We start from the raw sequence: 16,416 nt of genomic DNA, 5'->3' as shown, positions 1-16,416 counted from the left end.
TCCTTGCGGGTTGGTTGTTATGCAAGTGACGCCAGAATCTCGCACAGCGGCCGGGCGTCCAGGCGCGGACGGCTCTCGGCGGTGACGAGGTTCGCCTCGATGATCTTGACCCCCTGGCGGCGGATGGCCTGCGGGTTGACGCCGCCGGGATAGTCGCCGTTTTTCAGGTCCAGCAGCACGAAATCCAGGGTGGAGCCGGGGGCGGCCCCGCTCCCGGCCAGCTTGTCGCGCAGGATGCGGACCTGGGCGGCCACGCTCAGCCGGTGGGACTCCGGGTCGTGGCCGGTGTTGGGCGCGAAAACCTTGGGGCAGGGGTTTCTGGCCACGGCCTCGCCCACGCCCTGGGGCAGGAGGTTGGCCACCACGCTGGTGAAGAAGCTGCCGGGCGGGTAGCAGATCAGCCCGGCCCCGGCGATGAGCTCGCGCACCTTGTTGCGGATGGCCGGGCGCACGGGGGCCTCGTCGTCCAGGGACCCTGTGATCCAGATGTCCTTGATGGGCGACGTGAGGGGGGCGGCCTCCTTGCCGGTCATGCGGTGCTGGCCGACGACGGTCCGGCCGTCCTCCAGCCGCGCGGCCAGGTGGAGGTGCTTGTTGATGGTCGGGCGGACCACGCCGCAGACCTGGACCAGCTTGGAAAAGATGTAGATGACCGGGTCGATGCGCCGCCGGTTGTCCAGGTAGCCCGCCGTGAGCACGAGGTTGCCGATGCTCGCGCCGCGCAGGTCGAAGCCGTCCGGCATGGCCTCCAGGAAGCGGTGGAGGTGGTTGCGGATGATCTTGCGCATGGGGTCCGGGACGCAGCGGACCAGAGGATGCGCGCCCGAGGCCATGGCGTCGGCCTCCCGGCGCAGCTCGTCCGGGCCGAGGTCCTTGGGCAGCCGGTGGGCGAAGAGGGCGTATATCTCCGGGTTGCCCTGGACGGACTGGTCGGCCAGGGCCATGAGCCGGTTGCGGATGTCGCCCACGGCTGGCATGGCGAAGGCCTTGCGCAGGATGGCCGAGCTGCCGCCCGAGTCGAAGGGGGTGATCAGGTGGATGGAGTTGCGGGTGTACCGGATGATCTCGCGCGAGGTGTCGCGCAGGGCGGAGCCGCCGCTGAAGAACAGGATGCGCGGCCCCAGCTCCGGGGCCTTGCGGTACAGCTCCAGCTTGAACGGGTCCGGGATTTCGACCTCGCGCGTGACGGTGAGCCGCATGACGTCTACTCCGGCAGTTCGCCGGTCTCCATGTAGCGCAGGCAGAGGTCGGCGGCCCGGTCGAAGTCCACGCCGCCCGATATCTCCACCAGGTCGGCCTTGCCCAGCAGGTCGGCGTAGGCCGCCGCGCCGGGGTCCCCGGCCAGGGCCGGGTCGTCCGGGAGGTAGAACAGGCCGGTGCCCTTCATGAACGCGGGCAGCAGGTCGGGCCGCTCGCGCGGGTCCACCAGGGCGGCCTTCATCTCGCCGCCGCCGCGCTTCCAGTTGAGGATGACCAGGCCGTGCATCTTGGAGCGGAGCGAAAACTTGCCGGGGCCGTAGCATTCGTCGATGAGCGCGTCGTATTTGTGCTCCAGCTTCCACAGCTCCTCGGCGGGCATGGACAGGAATTCCTTGCGCAGCTCGGGCTCCACGATGTTGCAGAGGTCCGGGTTGTGCAGGGCTGTGCCGGGGTTGATGCGCGGCTGCTTGGCCACGCCGTACATGGTCACCCCTTCGCCGTCGGCCTCGACGATGACCCGGTCGTTGGACAGGAAGTCCGTTCCCCGGCTCATCAGGTGCAGGGCCAGGGTGGACTTGCCCGCGCCGGAGAATCCGGCCAGCGAGATGCCGCGCCCGGCGTGGACCACGCCCGCCGCGTGCCCCAGCAGGCCGCCCCGGTTGAGCTTCCACTCGATGAACCGGTTGTTGATGAAGTTGATGACCTGGTTGGAGTTGGCGAGGCAGGGGCCCACGGCCACGTTCTCGCCGTCGCCGAAGAAGAAGTGCATGCCGGTGATCCGCTTGCGCACCGCGCGGCCGTCCGGGAGGTCGGCCCACTCCTCCTTGATCTTGCTCTTGCCGGGGTCGGGCTGCTTGGTGTCGAAGTCGATGCCGAGCTCCGGGGTCTCGGCCTCGTGGGCGGAGATCACGATCTCCGGCGCGCCGGAGGCGGTGAGGAATTCCTTGAAGTACCCGGCGAGGTCGTCGTGCAGCGCGTCGGTGCTGGTCAGGACCCGCAGGACGCAGCCGCCGAAGTCGAGCAGGAGTTCGCGTTTCGCCGGGACGGCGTTTCTGATTTCGGCGGCCAGGGCCGCGCGCGTGATTCCGGTCAGCTTCATCCGAGTCGCTCCATGACGTAGTCCACGTATTTCGCGGCCGCGTCGATGCCGCTGGTTTCCTGGATGCCCCGGAATCCGCCGAAGACCGAGACCTCGAAGACGTAGGGGCCGTCGTCGGTGATGGCCACGTCCACGCAGGTGAAGTCCAGGCCGAAGGGGGCCTGGGCCCGGCGGGCCAGCTCGATGATCTCGGCCGCGGGCTCGTAGGGCCGGTACTTGCCGCCCGAGGCCGTGGTGGTGTTCCACGCGCCGTTGGTCTTGCAGCGGGCGTAGGTGGTCAGGTACTCGCCGCCGAGGAAGGCGATGCCCAGGTCCAGGTCGCCCAGCTCGATGGTCTTCTGGATGTACATCATCGGGTTCTCCGCCCGGTATTCCTCGATGGCCGCGCGGGCTTCCGGGCCGTCGCGCAGGATGCACATGCCGCGCGCCTTGGAGGTGTAGAGCGGCTTGAACACCGCCTCGCCGTATTCGCCGAGGGCGGTGAGGGCCTGGTCCACGGACTCGGTGATGGTGGTGGGGGGCATGGGGATGCCGCCGAGCTGGAGGGACACGGTGCAGGACAGCCGGTCAAGGGCCCGGAGGATGGCCAGGGGCGAGCTGAATATCCTGAGCCCGCGCTCGGCCAGGTAGCGCAGCACCTCCAGCCGGTCCAGCAGGTCCGGGGAGTAGCGCGAGCCGATCTTCTTGATGATGAGGGCGTCGAAGTCGGCGAGGTTGTGCCCGTTGTAGAAGGCGTCGCCGGACGGCAGGTCCAGGCGGACCTCGTCCATGCCGATGAGGACGCGTTCGCCGGTCTTTTCCGCCACGGCGTCGGCCAGCTTTTCGGAGGACCAGCCTCCCTTGGTTCCGATGACTCCTATTCTCACGGGTCCGCTCCTTGCGTGCTTAATAGTAGAGGATGTCCTCGGGCAGGGCAAACTGTCGCCAGTCGCCACCCCGGTAGTGATGAATTTTTTCCAGCAGGAACATGGACCGGTTGTACATCTCCTTGGAGAACTGGAAGTTCAGCTCGAACCGGGTGGAGGTGTAGAAGGACCGGGCCAGGGCGAAGGCCATCCGCGCCTCGAAGGTCGGGTCCTCGCGCCGGAGGGCGAACTCCTTGGCGAAGCCGTAGAACTGGCCGATGACCTTGTTGATCCGGTCGCGGTGGTTCGCGTCGAAGATGGGCATGCGGAAGTTGGAGACCAGGAAGACCGAGACATCCTGGATGTAGTCGAAGTCCCGGGACCGGTAGAGGTCGATGTAGTGGATCTGCTGGGCCGCGTGGTCGTAGACCACGTTGTTGATGTTGAAGTCGCCGTGGATGAAGACCGAGAACGGGGCCTCGATCTCGGCCTCGATCTCAGCGCATTCCTTGAGCAGCGACTCGGTTGAGCAGACCTTGGCCTGGCCCATGGCCTGCGGGGTGCGCCAGAACTCGGGGTGGGTCTGGAGGACGCCGCCCAGCCGCTTCTGGACCTGCCGGATGTAGTCGGTCCGCAGCGGAAGCCGCTCCAGGGTCGTGGTCCAGGTCTCCAGCACCGTGGACTCGAAAATGAACAGGGCGTTGCGCACGAACTCGTCCTCGCCCGTGAGGACCACCTCGTCCAGGGTGCAGCCGTTGAGGAACTCCACGAGCATGGCCCCCTTGTCGGCCTCCTCGTGGAACCCGTAGATGTCTGGCACCAGGTTGGGGAAGGTCTTTTTCCAGCGCAGGATGGACTCGCGCTCCTTGCGGATCTTTTCCAGGCTGCCTTCCTTGTAGATGGACCCCTGTTTGTGCCCCTCGTTGGCGGAGACCTCGTCCTCGCGCTGCTCGACCTTGCCGATGCGGCAGCCGGAACGGCTGCCCCATATGGCCCGGAAGTCGATGTCCGCCAGCGAGCCGCTGAACCCGGACTTGGTCAGGGTCCGCTGCAGGGCGTCGAACTGCTCGATCTTGATCCGCTCGCCGAGCATGGAGAAGATGATCGCCTCGCCGATGTTGAGCAGGGCGTCGCCCACCCGCTCGAAGTAGCGGAAGATGAAGAGCACGGTGACCAGGCTCTGGGCGTCGCGCCCGAGCCCCATCTCGTTCATCACCCGGTCGAAGCGGACCTTGTAGAGGTCGTCCAGGATCGGCTCGGCCTTGCAGATGTAGAGGGCCTTGGACATGTCCTCCTTGCGCAGGGCGGAGAGCACGGCCGCAAGCCGGTCCATGATGACGTCGAAGACCTCGTCGTAGTCGTACTTCTTGATGAACGACTGGTCGTCGAGGTAGCGCATCTGCTTGGTGATGTTGACGAAATAGTCGGCGATCTTCTCAAGGTTGACGCAGATCACCTGAATGGCCCGAATCTTGTTGACCTGGTTGCGGTCCAGGGAGTGGTCGGCGTGGATGCGCGAGTAGCACTTGTTCTCGATGATGGTCTTCAGGTTGTCGATGTAGTCGTCGCGGTTGGCGATCTTGGTGTGCATGTTGCGCGAAGGCGCGTCCATGAACTTCCGGGTGGCCTTGGCCTGGTTTTCCACTTCGAGGACGATGAAGTTGAAGTTCTCGTCCAGTCCTTCGAATGTTATCATGGCTAGGAGACGACCAGCGGCGATTCGCTGAGTTTCTTGTCCTTCTGGCTGTCCTTCCACTCCACCTTGATGGAGATCTTGTTGCTGCCGCCCTTCTTCTTGGCCTTGACCGTGAAGTTGAGCAGCCCGCCCGGGTTGAGTTCGATGACTTCTCCGTTGGTGGAGAGGGTGATGGTCCCCTTGTCGAACCCCTCGGTGAGAGAGGCGAGGAAATCCTTGATGGTCTCGCTGTCCTGCAGCGAATCGAAGACGAAACGTTGTTCCGGCATGGTGGTGTCCCCCCGGGCGCTAGCCCGCCAGGCGCGCCTTGTATTCCCTGATGACGGTGCGGCGGCTGATGTTGTTGACGATGAGCTTCTTGCGGATGGCGAGGTCGTCCCATGCGGGCTGGAGCCCGATTTCGCGGGCGGCCTTGGCCGGGTCCTGCTGGTCCGGGGCCTTGGTCTTCTCGCCCATGTGGCAGTCGTCGCCCATGAAGATGAGCACGTCGCGGCCCGAGGGCCGATGCCCGTTGCGTTCGTTGACCACGGAGATGAGGAACTCCGTGTATTCCTGGGACTGCGGGTTCCAGACCTCGATCCCGTCCACGTCGTAGTTGCGCAGCAGGATGGGCCAGAACTGCTCGGGGTGGGGGATGACGATGCCGCCGCCCAGCCCGCGCGCCTCCTCGATGACTTCGCTCGCGCGGTAGAAGAAGGAGAGGTCGAAGCCCTGCTTGACCAGCGCCTTGACCGCCTTGAGGAAGGCCTGGGCGCGGTCCACGGCGGTGTCGCCCAGTTCGGCGCGCTGGGCGTCGAACCAGTTGCGCAGCAGCTTGTTCTTGACCGACATGCGGGGCACGTCGGACCAGTTGTCCTCCAGCAGCCGCTCGACCTTGGCCACGCTCGCGCGCACGAAGTCCATGAGGTCCTGGTCGGCCCCTACGGCCCTGGCCGCCTTGCCCACCAGGTCCGCGTCGGGCCGGGTGATGGCGCGCATGAATTCGAAGAGCTGGCTGGAGCGGTACTTGTAGGTGTGGGCCAGCATGGATTTCAGCACCCCGGCGTCCTTGACCCGGTCGGCCGTGAAGTGGAGCAGGAGCTGCACCTTGCGGTTGAACCCGGAGGAAAAACAGTCCACCTCCACGCCGCAGTAGCCGTCCCATTCCATCAGCTCGTTGTGCTGGGTGGGGATGAGCAGCTCCTCCTCGCGGTTGGGGAACATGGCGTCCACCCGCTTGCGGATGAGGTCGAAGGGCACGAACTCGGGGTGCCAGTGGGTGGCCAGCAGGGCCTCCAGACGGGGATGGGCGCTCGGGGGCGTCACCACCTGCTCGATCTGCCAGGGCTCCAGGTCCGTGGAGACCACCGCGAGGAACCGGGCCCGGTCCGCGTCGGTGATTTCATCGGTGACGGCCTCAGCAAGGGAGCGGCAGGCCGGGGCGTCGGTCTTTTTTATCAGTTTCATCGCATCGGTCCGTGGGCGTGTGTTTCAGTCGTACTTGGCGTGGCAGCGGCTCTTCTCGTGCACCAGGGCGTCGATGGCCTGGTGCATGGCGGGCACGTCGCCGGACTCGCAGGCGGCCGCGAAGGCGGCGCACGCCCTGGAGAAGCTCTCGTAATATTCGTCGCCGTAGCCGGGATAGGTGACCATCAGGGCGGCGTCGGCCAGGAAGGCGTCGGCGGCCTCCCGGGGCGGGACCAGGCCCTCGTGGAGCGTCTTCACCAGCACGTTGAAGCTCGTTTTCATGCGCTTCTTGAGGGTCTTGTACTTTGGCCGCGTGGTCCCGTCGGCCAGGGGCTCTTCCCCTTCGGACTCTTCGCAGGCCCCGGCCGGCTTGATCTTGGCCTTGACTTTCAACTGGCCGAACTCGTCCTTGACGCCGAGCTTCAGTTCCTGGAACCCGTCGAGGCAGGCCAGTTCATCACTTCCGCCGTTCTCCACGGCGTCGGCCAGCTCGCGCAGGAAGGCGGCCAGGCCCTGCCGATCGACGTATTTCCGTAACTTGATGCTGCTTCCCACGGGGAACCTCCATTGGTGTAGTGAGCTTATATCGATTGCATCAATCCGGGGGGTGAGGCAATGGCGAGCGGGAAATTGTAACAATTCGTCACATGGGGCGGGGGTGGGCCGGGCGCGCGAAAAAGGCCCCGGAGCGTCGCTGCGGGGCCGTGTCGTTTCGTGGCGGGGGCGAGGGCTACAGGCCGATGGCGTCCCGGAGGTATCGGGCGGCCTTGTCGCCCTTGAGGCTGCGCTCCCAGAGCTGGAGGGTCAGGTCGTTGTGCAGCCGGACCGATTCCGGGGCCGAGGAGATGGTGGCCACCCCGATGCGGATGTTGGCGAAGGAGCCGAGCTTGTAGGGGCTGACCGCGACCTCGGAGTGGTTGGCCTGCTTGAATATCTGGAAGCTGGCGCCCGGGGCCGAGTCCACCAGTACGCCGATCTGCACGCCCATGGGCTGGGTCCGGAGCAGTTCGATGATGTTCAGGACCTCACGCTTGGCGGCCCGGACCCGGTCGTCCAGGTTGACGCCGCGCGGGTTGTTGCAGCCGATGAATCCGGTCCGGCAGAAATATTCGAGCTCGGCCGCCGAGATCAGGCTGATGATGTGCGGCTTGCGCTCCCGGTAGCTCTTCTTCCTGGCCTTGAGGATTTTTAGAATCTTCTCGATTTCGAGAAGAAACTGGACCCGGCCCTCCACGTCGGGCGGAATGCTCTCGGCCAGGACGTCGGAGAGGAGCCGGTCGTACTCGTCGGTGGTCAGGAGGTAGGAGATGGGCCCGAACAGGACGCTGAGTTGCTCGGCGGTCTCCTCCAACTGGCGCATCCGCTCGAAAAAACCGAGGGCCGAGGAGAAATATTCGACCCCGACCCCGAGCAGCGACTCCAGGGACACCTGGAGCAGGTCGGCGATCTTGCCCAGCACATCCACGCGGATGGGCTGGCCGGATTCATAGCGGTATATGGCCGCGCGTGAGACGCCGCTGCGCTGCGCCACTTCCTCGGGAGTCATGTTTTTCCCGATTCTGTAAGCCTTGAGCCGTTCTCCCAGGTGCGCGATGGTTTGGGATTGAGAAATCATATATCCCCTTGCGATGGATTTTTTCATTTTTTACAAAAACGTAGTTCCGATGTCAACGTTTTTTCAAATTTGAGATGTGTATCAAATTTGAGATGTTTTGCTTGACTTCGGAGGGCAGCATGGTAGCGTGCATCAAATTCGTCACATGTGAGGAGAGAAAGATGAAATTCCATTTCAATTCCATTTCCCGTTTGTTGCTTGGTCTGGCGGCCGTCGCCCTGGTCGCCGGTGTCTGCGCCAACGCCGAGGCGGCGACCTACGTGGCCAAGATCGGCCATCTGGAGTCCGCCCAGCAGTCCCGCAACACCCTTCTGGTGAAGGTCGCCCAACTGGTCAAGGAACGGACCAACGGCGACGTCGAGTTCCAGATCTACCCGCAGGGCCAGCTCGGCGGCCAGCGGCAGATGAACGAGGGCGTCCAGCTCGGCACCCTGGAGGGCACGGTCGCCCCGGCCGCCTTCCTCGGCGGGTTCAACCCGATGGTCTCCATCCTGGACGTGCCCTACCTCTACCCGGACGACGACGCCCGCTCCCAGCAGTTGCGCGAGAGCAAGTTCGGCCAGATGCTGCTCGACAGCTTCGCCGACAAGGGCGTGGCCGCCATCACCATCTGGCCCAACGGCCGCAAGTGCTTCTCGTCCAACAAGCCCATCGACACCATTGAGGAGTTCAAGGGCCAGAAGTTCCGCGTCATGGATTCCAAGATCCTGATCGAGCAGTTCAAGGCGATCGGCGCCTCCGCCATCGCCCTGCCGTTCAGCGAGCTCTACACCGCCCTGCAGACCGGCGTCGTGGACGGCGAGGAGAACCCCCTCGATACCATCCAGCGCATGAAGTACTTCGAGGTCCAGAAGAACTTCGTCATCTCCTACCACGGCCTGATGGAGGACTTCGTCCTCTTCAACCAGATGTGGTGGGAAGGCCTGCCCGAGAACTACCGGACCATCATCCGCGACGCCTTCCTCGAAGTCATCCCCGAGCTGGTGGCCCACAAGGCCCAGGCCGTGGCCGCCGCCCTGGACGACATCAAGTCCCACGGCGTGAACGTCCGCGTCCTCACCTCCGAGGAGAAGGCTCAGTTCCGCGCCAAGATGTTCAAGCCTTCCATGGACGTCTTCCTGTCCAAGACCGGCGACAAGGGCAAGAAACTCTTCGACGTCTACACGGAAGAGTACAACCGGATCATGAAGTAACGGCCCCCGGGGCCTTTTGAAACTGAAAGTGTCGATCCCGGGCGCGGGCCCGGAGAGGTTTCGGAGCGTACCATGTTTCTTCTCAATTTGTTGCGTAGGATAGAGCGGGTTTTTCTCGTCAGCACCTTTTCCCTCATGGTCGTCCTGTTCTTTTTGAACGTGGTGGCCAGGGAGGCGGGCGGTGAATGGGCGAGCAGCCTGTCCTGGGTCGAAGAAGCGGTCCGCCTCATGAACCTCTTCCTGGTTTTCGGCGCGCTCGGCATCGCCCTGGAGCGCGGTATGCACGTCGGGATCGACACTTTCAGGGACAGGCTCCCGGCCGGGCTGCGCAGGCCGCTGCTCAAGGTCATCGACCTGTCCGGCCTGTGCTTTTCCATCTATCTCGTCTGGCAGGGCTGCGTCCTGGTCCAGTTCGTCCTGCGCACCGGCCAGACCAGCCCGACGCTGGGCCTCCGGATGGGCTGGATCTACATGGCGCCGGTCATGGGCTTCGGCCTGCTGGGTCTGCGCTATTTCCTGAGCCTGATCGGTTATATCGACCGGTTCGGGGCCGGCAAGTCCGAGGAGGAGGCCGCGTAATGCTTGTTCTCATCATCCTTCTGGCGGTGCTCCTGCTCTTTGCGGGGTTCGAGATGTTCCTCGTCCTGGGCGGGCCCGCGCTGCTCATCAAATCGGCCTTCTACGCCGGCATCCCGAATCCGGCCATCATCCAGAAGCTCGTGGGCGGCATCAACCACACGACCCTGCTGGCCATCCCGTTTTTCATCCTGGCCGCCCACCTGATGGGCTCCGGCCAGATCGCCAAGCAACTGACCAACTGCGTCAAGCTGCTCATCGGCCGGACCCCCGGCGGCGTCGGCCACACCGTGGTCGGCGGGTCCATGGCCTTCGGCTCGGTCTCGGGCTCCGCGCCCGCCACCGTGGCCGCCATGGGCGGCATGCTCTACCCGGAGATGCGCAAGAGCGGCTTTTCCGAAAAGTTCAGCCTGGGGCTGATCGTCTCCAGCGCCGAGACCGCGCTGCTCATCCCTCCCTCCATCACCTTCATCATCTACGGCTGGATCACCGGCACCTCCATCGCCAAGCTTTTCGCGGGCGGCATCGCCGTCGGCCTGTTCCTCGGCCTGGCCTTCTCGACCATGGTCTGGCTGGAGGCCAAGCGCAAGGGCATCGCCCGCAGCGGCAAGACGACCTTCGCCGACAAGCTGAAGGGCATCCGGGCCGCGGGCTGGGCCCTGGGAATGCCGGTCATCATCCTGGGCGGCATCTATTCCGGCGTGTTCACCCCCACCGAGGCGGCGGCCGTGAGCGTGGTCTACGCCGTGGTCGTCGAGTCCCTGGTCTACCGGGAGTTCACCTGGCGCAAACTCTTTGACGTGGTGGAGAAGAGCGCGGTGTCCACCGCGATCATCTTCGTTCTCCTGGCCGTGGGCGGGCTGCTCTCCTTCTTCGTCACCCTGGGGCAGGTGCCGACGCACATCACCAACTTCCTGGAGGCCGCCCACGCCGGGCCCATCGCCTTCCTGATCTTCGTCAACATCTGCTTCCTCATCGCGGGCATGTTCATCGACCCCAACTCCGCGCAGCTCATCCTGGTCCCGCCCCTGTTCCCCGTGGCCATGGCCCTGGGCGTCGATCCCGTGCACTTCGGCATGATCGTGACCCTGAACATCAGCCTGGGCATGATTACGCCGCCCTTCGGCCTGGACATCTTCGTGGCCGCGTCCACCCTGGGCAAGCCGGTCATGAGCATCATCCAGGGCGTCTGGCCCTTCGTGCTCGTGAACATCCTGGTCCTGCTGGTGGTCACCTACGTCCCGGACCTGTCCCTGTTCATTCCCAGGCTGATCTTCAACTGATCCGAACCCGGTTGACACCATGGCAGCGATGAACGAATCCGCCCGGAGCGGAAAGGCTTCCCGTTTCCCCGGCGACGCGTCCGGCCTGGACGCCGAGGCCTTCGCCCGCACCCTCTTCGACGAGGTGGCGGCTCTGAGCCCGGCCGACGAGGGCGTCAGCCGCCCGGCCTACTCGGCCACTGAGACCCGCGTCCTCGAACATCTGCGCGAGCGGGCCGAGGCCTGGGGGCTCGCGGTCCGGCCGGACCGGGGCGGCAACTACCATTTCGCCCTCCCCGAGGACATGGACGCCGACCGCTTCGCCCTGGTCGGCTCCCACGTCGATTCCGTCCACCAGGGCGGCAACTACGACGGGCTGGCCGGCGTGGCCGCCGGGCTGCTCTGCCTGGCGCGGGCCAGGGCGGCCGGGGAGCGGTTCGCCCGCCCGGTCCGCTGCATCGCCATGCGGGCCGAGGAGAGCCACTGGTTCGGGCCCTGCTACATCGGCTCCAAGGGGCTGACCGGCCAGTTGACCCCGACCGAGCTGGCCGCCGCGCATCGCGGCGACGGCCGCAGCCTGGAACGCCACATGCTCGACCTCGGCATCGACGTCGAGTCCGTCCGGGCGGGCCGCCCGCTCCTCGACGTCGCGTCCGTGCTCGAATACGTGGAGCTGCACATCGAGCAGGGGCCCATGCTGGTGGAAAAGCGGTTGCCCGTGGCCGTTGTCTCGGGCATCCGGGGCAACTTCCGCCACAGGAAGATCACCTGCCTGGGCGAGGCCGGGCACTCCGGGGCCGTGCCCCGCGCCTACCGCCACGACCCCGTCTTCGCCCTGGCGGACCTCCTCTCTCGCCTGGACGACAGTTGGCTGACCATCCTCCAGAAGGGCGACGACCTGGTCCTGACCTCGGGCGTGGTCTCCACGGACCCGCTGACCAACTCCCTGTCGCGCATCCCGGACAAGGTGACCTTCAGCCTCGACTGCCGCAGCCAGAGCCGCGCGGCTCTGGACGGCATGCGCGTGCTGCTCCGGGAGGAGATGCGCCAGGTCGAGCGGGCCCGGAAGGTCGAGTTCGTCCTGGACGACGAGCTCTCCACCGCCCCGGCCCTGATGTCGCCCACGGTCATCGAGGGCCTCAAGGCGGCCATGGCGCGCACGGGCCTCGCGCCCTTCGTCATGCCGTCCGGCGGCGGGCACGACGCGGCCATCTTCGCCAACGCGGGAGTGCCCGCCGGAATGATTTTCGTGCGCAACCGCAACGGTTCGCACAACCCCGAGGAGGCGCTGGACATCGCCGACTTCCTCATGGGGGCCGATGTCCTCTACAACCACCTTCGGGAGGAAAAATGACGCGCGTGACCGAACTGACCATCCGGCGGCCGGACGACTGGCACGCCCACCTGCGCGACGGGGCCATGCTCCGCGCCGTGGCCGAGTGGACGGCCAGGGATTTCGGCCGGGCCATCGTCATGCCCAACGTGGTTCCGCCCGTGACCACCGTGGCCGCGGCCGACGACTACCGGCGGCGGGTGCTGGACGCCCTCCCGGCCGGGAGCGCCTTCGAACCGCTGATGACCCTCTACCTGACCGAGTCCACCACCCCGGAGGAGATCGACCGGGCCGCGTCCTCGGGCTTCGTCAAGGCCGTGAAGCTCTTCCCGGCCGGGGCCACCACCAACTCCGAGAACGGCGTCCGCGACATCGAGCGGGTCATGCCGGTCCTGGAGCGCATGGCCGTGGCCGGGATGGTCCTGTCCGTGCACGGCGAGGTGGCCGATCCCGGCGTGGACGTCTTCGACCGCGAGGCTGCCTTTATCGACCTGGTCCTGGACCCGCTGCGCCGTCGGTTGCCGGAGCTGCGCATCGTCCTGGAGCACGTCACCTCGGCCTACGGGGTCGGCTACGTCCTCTCGGCCGGGCGCAACCTGGCCGCGAGCATCACCCCGCACCACCTGGTCCTGACCCGCAGCCACATCCTCTCGGGCGGCCTCCACCCCCATTACTATTGCCTGCCCGTGGCCAAGGGGCCGGAGGACCGCCGCGCCGTGCGCCGCGCGGCCGTGTCGGGCGATCCGCGATTCTTCTTCGGTTCGGATTCCGCGCCGCACCTCGACGCCGCCAAGGAGCGCGCCACGGGCAGCGCGGGCATCTTCAACGCTCCCACGGCCCTGGCCTGCGTGGCCCAGGTTTTCGAGGAGGAGGGCCGCCTCGATAAACTTGAGACGTTTGTTGCCCTGAGCGGCCCGGCCTTTTATAACCTGCTGGCGAGCTCGTCCCGGATCACGCTGCGAAGGCGTGAGCAGCCGGTCGCCATCCCGGACAGGATCATGACCGCCGATGGCCCGGTGACCGTGTTCGACCCGGGCTTTCCCCTGCACTGGCGGGTGGAGGTCCCGGACGGGCAGGACGAAAAAACATTTTAATTATCAAAGGGAGTTGAGAGATGTTTCCGAGCACCTTTCCCAGCAGGGAACTGATGGCCGAAATGACGGCGAAGATGCTGCTTGAGATCAAGGCCGTCCACTTCCAGGCCGACAAGCCCTACATGTTCACGTCCGGCCTGGCGAGCCCCGTGTACATCGACTGCCGCAAGCTGATCTCCTACCCGCGCATCCGGAACACGCTGATGGACTTCTGCGTCTCCGTGCTCCTGCGCGAGGTCGGGTTCGAGCAGTTCGACGCGGTGGCGGGCGGCGAGACCGCGGGCATCCCCTTTGCGGCCTGGATCGCCGACAAGATGAACATCCCCATGCAGTACGTCCGCAAAAAGCCCAAGGGATTCGGCCGCGACGCCCAGATCGAGGGCGACATCACCGAAGGGCAGCGCGTCCTCCTCGTCGAGGACCTGACCACGGACGGCGGCAGCAAGATCAAGTTCTGCGAGGCCCTCAGGAGGGCTGGCGCCGTGGTTTCCGACGCCATGGTCGTCTTCTACTACGACATGTTCAAGGAGACCCGCGACAACCTCCTGCACCACGACCTGCGCCTCCACTGGCTCGCCACCTGGTGGGACGTCCTGGACGTGTGCAAGGACAACAACTATTTCGACACCAAGACCCTCGGGGAGGTCGAGGCCTTCCTGAACGAACCCCTGGTCTGGTCCGGCAACCACGGCGGATCGACCGAAATCGCTAAGTAACGATTTGGAGTGTACGATGTTTGATTCCCTGACCGAAGTCCTCGATGCGGAAGGTTACGGCATCCACGGTTTCCAGAAGTGCGCCGCCATGGCCCTGGAGCAGGGCGTGAAGGACGCCGGGAACGCCGCCCCCTACCTGCTGCTGGCCGCCGCTGCCGAGCAGTTCGTCAACCTCTATGAGGGGCAGCCGCTACCCACCCAGGTTGCGGAGGAAGAGTACCGGCGGTTCGGCGGCTACGTCGCCGAGCTCGGCGAGGCCTTCGCCTCCGGGGACGAGGACAGGCGCGTGACGGCCATGAACGACGTCGCCGCCGGGATCATCGAAAGCAAACGGGCATAGCCCGGCCGTCGCCCGCGCCCCTCCGGGGCGCAGGGCCGCTCCCTCCCGACGCCGCGCCGGGAGGGAGCGCCGGTCGGGGAGCGGGCTTTGAAAGCCCGTCCCCGGCGCCGGGCCGTCTCGCCGGGAGCGACCGGCCCGAAGTGCGCGGACAGCGCCTCATCCCCTTGCGACACGCCATTGACGCCTCCGGCACGGAGGCCTCCGCGTCGCCCCTCTTGCGGGGCGTCGGGCTGGCGCTGTCGCCGGTTTCGCCGGAGCCGGGCTCCGGCGGCCGCGATGAGGCGGGCCCTGCACCGCAACCGTGATGGGGGAGCTAGCCATGTGCCAGGAGAACAGGACGGGCCGCGTCCACTGCATGATCGTCTCCAACGAGCCGCTGGCGGAGGACGTCCGCGAGCTGGTCTTCGAGAGCCCGGCCATGGCCGACGAGGCCCGGCCAGGCCAGTTCGTCAACCTGTACTGCCGCCACCAGGGCCAGCTCCTGCCGCGCCCCATCTCCATCTGCGAGATCGACCGGGCAGGCGGGCGGCTCCACCTGGTCTACGCCTGCCGGGGCAAGGGCACGCGGGAGTTCGCGGACTATCGGCCCGGCGAGCGGGTCGAGGTCATGGGCCCGCTGGGCAACGGCTTTTCCCTGGACGCGGCGGGCCCGGAGAACCTGGTCATCGGCGGCGGGGTGGGCACGCCGCCCCTGCTGGAGCTCTGCAAGCGGCTGACCGGCCGCACGACCATCGCGGTCAGCTTCCGCAGCGCGCCATACCTGATCGACCGGCTGGAGCGATGCGGCGAGGTTCTGGTGGCCACCCGCGACGGTTCGGCGGGCGTGCGGGGCAACGCCATGAAGATCGTGGAGGACCGGGGGCTTACCGGCAACATCTTCGCCTGCGGCCCCACGCCCATGCTCGCGGCCGTGCAGGCCTACGCCGCGCGTCGGGACCTCCCGGCCCAGCTCTCCCTGGAGGAGCGGATGGGCTGCGGCTTCGGCTGCTGCGTGGGCTGCGTCACCAAGGTCCGGGACGCGAGCGAGGCCGGTTTCTCCTATCGCAAGGTGTGCAAGGACGGTCCGGTCTTCGCCGCCGGGGAGGTCATTTTCTCATGAATCTTGGCGTGAACATCGCGGGCGTGGAGCTCAAGAACCCCATCATGACGGCTTCCGGGACCTTTGGTTCCGGCAAGGATTTCGCTCCCTACGTGGACCTGAACAGGATCGGCTGCGTGGTGGTCAAGGGCGTGGCCAGCACGCCCTGGCCGGGCAACCGGCCGCCGCGCATCGCCGAGGCGTACGGCGGCATCATCAACGCGGTGGGGCTCCAGAACCCCGGCGTGGACGCCTTCTGCCAGGACGACATTCCCTTCCTGCGCGGTTTCGACACCAGGATCGCGGTCAACATTGCGGGCCGGACCATCGATGAATACGTGGAGGTGGCCGAGCGCCTGGCCACGGCGGACGTGGACCTGCTGGAGCTGAACATCTCCTGCCCCAACGTCAAGGAGGGCGGCGTGGCCTTCGGCGTGGACCCGGCCATGGCCGAGGCCGTGACCCGCGCGGTCAAGGCGGTGGCGGGCCAGCCGCTCATCGTCAAGCTGAGCCCCAACGTCACGGACATCGCGGCCATCGCCAGGGCGGCGGAGCGGGGCGGAGCCGACGCGGTCTCGCTCATCAACACCCTGCTCGGCGCGCGCATCGACGTCCGCCGCCGGGCCTTCGTCCTCTCCACCAAGCAGGGCGGCCTCTCGGGCCCGGCCGTGAAGCCCGTGGCCGTGCGCATGGTCTACGAGGTGGCCAGGGCCGTGGACCTGCCCGTCATCGGCATGGGCGGGATCATGACCGGCGAGGACGCCGCGGAATTTCTCATGGCCGGGGCCAACGCCGTGGCCGTGGGCACGGCCAACCTGCTGAACCCCACCGCGACCATGGACATCCTCGACGGGCTCGTGGCCTTCATGGAAGAGACCGGCGTGGACGACGTCAACGACCTGGTGGGCGTGGTGGAGTGAGCT

17 protein-coding genes are annotated in these 16,416 nt (G+C 66.2%); 9 read left to right on the top strand and 8 right to left on the bottom strand.

Features of this window, described 5'->3' with window-relative positions; genetic code table 11:
• Nucleotides 1-17: 17 nt before the first annotated feature.
• The 8 genes from PHP91_RS08340 to PHP91_RS08305 all read right to left on the bottom strand — a co-directional run bounded on the left by PHP91_RS08340 (nt 18) and on the right by PHP91_RS08305 (nt 7,901).
• Nucleotides 18-1,199 (bottom strand): GAK system CofD-like protein, encoded by a 1,182-nt coding sequence (locus tag PHP91_RS08340; protein WP_300139478.1) that lies wholly within the window; start codon nt 1,197-1,199, stop codon nt 18-20.
• Between the two features lie 5 nt (nt 1,200-1,204).
• A complete protein-coding gene (locus PHP91_RS08335; RefSeq protein ID WP_300139476.1) occupies nt 1,205-2,299 on the bottom strand; it encodes an HprK-related kinase B in 1,095 nt (364 codons plus the stop codon).
• On the bottom strand, nt 2,296-3,165 hold the full coding sequence (locus PHP91_RS08330) for a GAK system ATP-grasp enzyme (RefSeq protein ID WP_300139474.1): 870 nt from the start codon (nt 3,163-3,165) through the stop codon (nt 2,296-2,298). Before PHP91_RS08330 ends, PHP91_RS08335 begins: the two co-directional genes overlap by 4 nt.
• A 19-nt stretch (nt 3,166-3,184) precedes the next feature.
• The gene (locus PHP91_RS08325) at nt 3,185-4,840 is read right to left on the bottom strand and encodes a PhoU domain-containing protein (protein WP_300139472.1); all 1,656 of its coding nucleotides are present in this window, start codon (nt 4,838-4,840) and stop codon (nt 3,185-3,187) included.
• A gap of 2 nt (nt 4,841-4,842) precedes the next feature.
• Nucleotides 4,843-5,109, bottom strand: a complete 267-nt coding sequence (locus PHP91_RS08320) for an amphi-Trp domain-containing protein (protein WP_300139470.1) — start codon at nt 5,107-5,109, stop codon at nt 4,843-4,845.
• Between the two features lie 19 nt (nt 5,110-5,128).
• Nucleotides 5,129-6,286, bottom strand: coding sequence for a hypothetical protein (locus PHP91_RS08315; RefSeq protein ID WP_300139469.1), 1,158 nt, complete (start codon nt 6,284-6,286; stop codon nt 5,129-5,131).
• A gap of 24 nt (nt 6,287-6,310) precedes the next feature.
• A complete protein-coding gene (locus PHP91_RS08310) occupies nt 6,311-6,841 on the bottom strand; it encodes a GAK system XXXCH domain-containing protein (protein ID WP_300139467.1) in 531 nt (176 codons plus the stop codon).
• A gap of 175 nt (nt 6,842-7,016) precedes the next feature.
• Complete coding sequence (locus PHP91_RS08305) at nt 7,017-7,901, bottom strand: helix-turn-helix transcriptional regulator (protein WP_300139465.1); 885 nt, start codon at nt 7,899-7,901, stop codon at nt 7,017-7,019.
• Between the two features lie 161 nt (nt 7,902-8,062).
• Between PHP91_RS08305 and PHP91_RS08300 the strand changes: the two genes are divergently transcribed.
• The 9 genes from PHP91_RS08300 to PHP91_RS08260 all read left to right on the top strand — a co-directional run bounded on the left by PHP91_RS08300 (nt 8,063) and on the right by PHP91_RS08260 (nt 16,413).
• Entirely contained in the window at nt 8,063-9,094 is a 1,032-nt protein-coding gene (locus tag PHP91_RS08300) for a TRAP transporter substrate-binding protein (RefSeq protein WP_300139463.1), read from the top strand.
• A 72-nt stretch (nt 9,095-9,166) separates the two neighbouring features.
• Entirely contained in the window at nt 9,167-9,673 is a 507-nt protein-coding gene (locus tag PHP91_RS08295; RefSeq protein WP_300139462.1) for a TRAP transporter small permease, read from the top strand.
• Nucleotides 9,673-10,953, top strand: a complete 1,281-nt coding sequence (locus PHP91_RS08290) for a TRAP transporter large permease (protein ID WP_300139460.1) — start codon at nt 9,673-9,675, stop codon at nt 10,951-10,953. Before PHP91_RS08295 ends, PHP91_RS08290 begins: the two co-directional genes overlap by 1 nt.
• Before the next feature lie 19 nt (nt 10,954-10,972).
• Entirely contained in the window at nt 10,973-12,286 is a 1,314-nt protein-coding gene (locus tag PHP91_RS08285) for a Zn-dependent hydrolase (RefSeq protein ID WP_300139458.1), read from the top strand.
• Complete coding sequence (pyrC, locus tag PHP91_RS08280; protein ID WP_300139456.1) at nt 12,283-13,359, top strand: dihydroorotase; 1,077 nt, start codon at nt 12,283-12,285, stop codon at nt 13,357-13,359. The genes PHP91_RS08285 and pyrC overlap by 4 nt, the downstream gene beginning before the upstream one ends.
• Before the next feature lie 20 nt (nt 13,360-13,379).
• Entirely contained in the window at nt 13,380-14,075 is a 696-nt protein-coding gene (locus PHP91_RS08275) for an orotate phosphoribosyltransferase (RefSeq protein WP_300139454.1), read from the top strand.
• Nucleotides 14,076-14,091: 16 nt separating this feature from the next.
• Nucleotides 14,092-14,415 carry a hypothetical protein gene (locus PHP91_RS08270; protein ID WP_300139452.1) on the top strand — a complete coding sequence of 108 codons (324 nt, stop codon included), beginning with the start codon at nt 14,092-14,094 and terminating at the stop codon, nt 14,413-14,415.
• A gap of 319 nt (nt 14,416-14,734) precedes the next feature.
• Complete coding sequence (locus tag PHP91_RS08265; RefSeq protein WP_300139450.1) at nt 14,735-15,514, top strand: dihydroorotate dehydrogenase electron transfer subunit; 780 nt, start codon at nt 14,735-14,737, stop codon at nt 15,512-15,514.
• Complete coding sequence (locus PHP91_RS08260) at nt 15,511-16,413, top strand: dihydroorotate dehydrogenase (protein ID WP_300139449.1); 903 nt, start codon at nt 15,511-15,513, stop codon at nt 16,411-16,413. The genes PHP91_RS08265 and PHP91_RS08260 overlap by 4 nt, the downstream gene beginning before the upstream one ends.
• Nucleotides 16,414-16,416: the final 3 nt, after the last annotated feature.

It is taken from the genome of Pseudodesulfovibrio sp., assembly GCF_028692895.1.
GTDB lineage: Bacteria > Desulfobacterota > Desulfovibrionia > Desulfovibrionales > Desulfovibrionaceae > Pseudodesulfovibrio.
The sequence above is the reverse complement of the archived record's forward strand: the minus strand, read 5'-3'. Positions and strand labels throughout refer to the sequence as shown.

Coding starts and splice junctions, on each gene's coding strand:
- PHP91_RS08340 (WP_300139478.1), bottom strand. CDS start 1,199: ATGCGGCTCACCGTCACGCGCGAGGTCGAAATCCCGGACCCGTTCAAG.
- PHP91_RS08335 (WP_300139476.1), bottom strand. CDS start 2,299: ATGAAGCTGACCGGAATCACGCGCGCGGCCCTGGCCGCCGAAATCAGA.
- PHP91_RS08325 (WP_300139472.1), bottom strand. CDS start 4,840: ATGATAACATTCGAAGGACTGGACGAGAACTTCAACTTCATCGTCCTC.
- PHP91_RS08320 (WP_300139470.1), bottom strand. CDS start 5,109: ATGCCGGAACAACGTTTCGTCTTCGATTCGCTGCAGGACAGCGAGACC.
- PHP91_RS08315 (WP_300139469.1), bottom strand. CDS start 6,286: ATGAAACTGATAAAAAAGACCGACGCCCCGGCCTGCCGCTCCCTTGCT.
- PHP91_RS08305 (WP_300139465.1), bottom strand. CDS start 7,901: ATGATTTCTCAATCCCAAACCATCGCGCACCTGGGAGAACGGCTCAAG.
- PHP91_RS08300 (WP_300139463.1), top strand. CDS start 8,063: ATGAAATTCCATTTCAATTCCATTTCCCGTTTGTTGCTTGGTCTGGCG.
- PHP91_RS08295 (WP_300139462.1), top strand. CDS start 9,167: ATGTTTCTTCTCAATTTGTTGCGTAGGATAGAGCGGGTTTTTCTCGTC.
- PHP91_RS08290 (WP_300139460.1), top strand. CDS start 9,673: ATGCTTGTTCTCATCATCCTTCTGGCGGTGCTCCTGCTCTTTGCGGGG.
- PHP91_RS08285 (WP_300139458.1), top strand. CDS start 10,973: ATGGCAGCGATGAACGAATCCGCCCGGAGCGGAAAGGCTTCCCGTTTC.
- pyrC (WP_300139456.1), top strand. CDS start 12,283: ATGACGCGCGTGACCGAACTGACCATCCGGCGGCCGGACGACTGGCAC.
- PHP91_RS08275 (WP_300139454.1), top strand. CDS start 13,380: ATGTTTCCGAGCACCTTTCCCAGCAGGGAACTGATGGCCGAAATGACG.
- PHP91_RS08270 (WP_300139452.1), top strand. CDS start 14,092: ATGTTTGATTCCCTGACCGAAGTCCTCGATGCGGAAGGTTACGGCATC.
- PHP91_RS08265 (WP_300139450.1), top strand. CDS start 14,735: ATGTGCCAGGAGAACAGGACGGGCCGCGTCCACTGCATGATCGTCTCC.
- PHP91_RS08260 (WP_300139449.1), top strand. CDS start 15,511: ATGAATCTTGGCGTGAACATCGCGGGCGTGGAGCTCAAGAACCCCATC.